The 2,809-nt window shown below is 65.9% G+C and carries 2 protein-coding genes; both read right to left on the bottom strand.

The features are described from left to right. Nucleotides 1-1,093 (bottom strand): malonate decarboxylase subunit alpha (locus AC1DJN_RS21465; protein ID WP_478040168.1); only part of this gene is annotated, 1,093 nt, incomplete at its 3' end. Nucleotides 1,094-1,389: 296 nt separating this feature from the next. Next, the coding region (locus AC1DJN_RS21470) for a TonB-dependent siderophore receptor (protein ID WP_478040170.1) at nt 1,390-2,809 on the bottom strand (1,420 nt) is incomplete at its 5' end.

Genomic DNA, 2,809 nt, shown 5'->3' on the forward strand with positions numbered 1-2,809 from the left:
CGCGCGTTGCGGTGGAGCTGTTGCCCTGCAGGTCGATCTGCAGGGTGGAGCCGATGAACATGTCGCAGGCATACAGCCCTGCGGTCTGCGAAAACGCGCGGTTGGAGCGCATCGAACCATCGGCGCCGGTGAAGAACACATCCCCGCGCGCGGCGATGTACTTCTCCATGCCCAGTTCCGACCCGAACGAGTGCACGGATTTGACGAAACCCGATTCGATGGCTGGAATCAGCGCCGGGTGCGGATTGAGCGCCCAGTGCTGGCAGATCTTTCCCTTCAGCCCCAGCGACTCGGCGTAGGTCGGCAGCAGCAGTTCGATTGCTGCTGTATCGAAACCGATGCCATGGTTGAGCCGGTTCACCCCGTACTCGGCGTAGATGCCCTTGATCGCCATCATCGCCATCAGCACCTGGATCTCGGAGATCTGTGCCGGATCGCGGGTGAACAGCGGTTCGATATGGTTCGGGCGCGGCGCCTGCACCACGAAGTTGACCCAGTCGGCAGGAATATCGACGCGGGGGAGGGTGTCGACGATCTCGTTGACCTGGGCGATGACGATGCCGCCACCGAATGCGGTGGCCTCCACGATCACCGGCGTGTCTTCGGTGTTGGGGCCGGTGTAGAGATTGCCGTGGCGGTCGGCAGCCTGCGCCGCGACCAGTGCCACACGCGGAGTGAGGTCGATGAAGTAGCGGCCGAACAGTTCCAGGTAGGTGTGGATSGCMCCGATCTSGATSCGKCCTTCGGCMACCAGGTTGGCSAGCCGCACCGACTGCGGCCCGGAGAAGGAGAAGTCCAGCCTGGAGGCGATGCCGCGTTCGAACACATCCAGGTGCGAAGGCAGGGACAGCACCGACTGCACCATGTGCAGGTCATGCACCCGTGCCGGGTCGAGGTCGGCCAGCGTCTGGGCGAGGAAGTCGGCCTGCTTCTGGTTGTTGCCTTCCAGGCAGACCTTGTCGCCCGGCTCCAGCAGCGCGTGCAGCAGCTCGGCGACATCGCCAGCCGCCACCTCGTGGCCCTTGGCCCATGGCGCGGCGCGTTCCAGCCGCGCCTGGCGGCCCCGCTCCAGCGTGTCCCAACTCGGGTTCATCGACGGACTTCCGAATGGCGTTGGAATAATTACGCCATAATTACGGAGGGGTGTGCAACCCGCAGTGCAGCAAAGAAAAGGCCCGCGCGAAGGCGGGCCCATTCAGGTGGGCCACGACCGTGGGTCGTGGCGGAGCGTCAGAAGCGTGCCGACCAAYGGTCGGCACCCACCCCCAACAGTGGGCACCCACCCCCAACGGTCGGCACCCACCCCCAACAGTGGGCCCCCCAACTGTCGGCACCCACCCCCAACAGTGGGCACCCCCCAATGGTCGGAACCCACCGTTCCCGGGTTGCTCAGAACTTCCAGCGCAGGCTGGCCGCCACGAAGCGCGGTTCGCCATAGTTGTTGTAGTCGAGGTTGGCCCAGTAGGTCTTGTCCAGCGCGTTGCGCACGCTCAGCGTCGCCGTCCAGTTGTCGCTGATGCGGTAGTTGGCGTTGAACTGCACCAGCGCATACGCCGGCTGGTTCACCGTCACCGTGCCGCCGAGCGGGTAGGGGATGTTGTAGCCCTGCACCTTGCTCTGCCACTGCACGCCACCGCCGATGCTCAGGCGTTCCAGCGCGCCGCGCAGCTGCAGCTGGGTGTTGAGCTGCAGCAGGTTTTCGGCCGGATTGGCGTACAGCAGGTCGGTGGCCGCGCGGGTCACCTTGACGTGGGTATAGCCGGCATTGACCGTCCAGCCCGGCAGGATCTCGCCGTTGACGTCCACCTCCCAGCCGCGCGCCTTGGTGCCGTTGACGCCGATGTAGGCCGAGCTGCCGTCGCTGAGTGAGCCTTCCGGCACGCTCATGTCACGCACCGCGTAGTTGTCCTGCTTGGCTTCGAACACCGCCGCGTTGGCGGTCAGGCGACCGTCGAACCACTGCGTCTTCAGGCCCGCTTCCAGGTTGGAGCCCTGCACCGGCGCCAGCAGGTTCTCGTTGCGGTCCTTGTAGTTCTGCGGGTTGAAGATCTCGGTGTAGCTGGCATAGGCCGCCACGTTCGGGGTGATGTCATACACCAGGCCCACGTACGGGGTGATTTCATCGCTCACCTTGTACGCGCCGCTGGTGGCGGTGTAGGCACCGGCCGCGTTGTAGGCGCGGGTCTGGGTCTGCCAGCGGCTCAGGCGTGCGCCGGCGATCAGCGCCAGCGGATCGGCCAGGCGCAGGCGGGTGGCCAGGTAGAAGCCGCTCTGCGTGGTCTTGGCCACGCGGCGTGCGCCGGTGAGGGTGTAGGTCACTTCGGAGATGTCGCCATCCCAGGTGTGCACGTTGGGAATGTAGTAGCAGCGCTCGCTGCCGCAACGAGCCCAGTCGCGCGGATAGTTCAGCGCCAGCGTGTTGGTGGTGCCTTCCAGGTCGGCCCACTGCGCGCCCACGGTCACGTCGTGCTGCTGGCCCCACAGGTTGAAGGTGCCGGTCAGGTAGGCGTCGACGTTGCGGCGGGTGTCTTCCGAATCGCCGGCGGCGGTGCGCAGGTAGATGCCCGCGCCGGTSRCCGGRTCSGGRTWGCCGGTGCCGTACAGGCGCAYGTTCTGCACGTTGCCACGSGTGTAGGCGGTGTTGAYCTTSAGCAGCCAGTTSTCRCCGAARYGCTGCTCCAGGTTGGCGAACACCGTGCTGGTCTCGCGCTGCCAGTAGCTCCACTTCGGTGCCAGGTTGGTCGAGCGCGGCAGATGGGCGAAGTTGCCCTGGCTGTCGAAGAACGGCACGGTGCCCCAGGTCGAGCCC

Source organism: Stenotrophomonas sp. 05L414_2 (assembly GCF_056397905.1).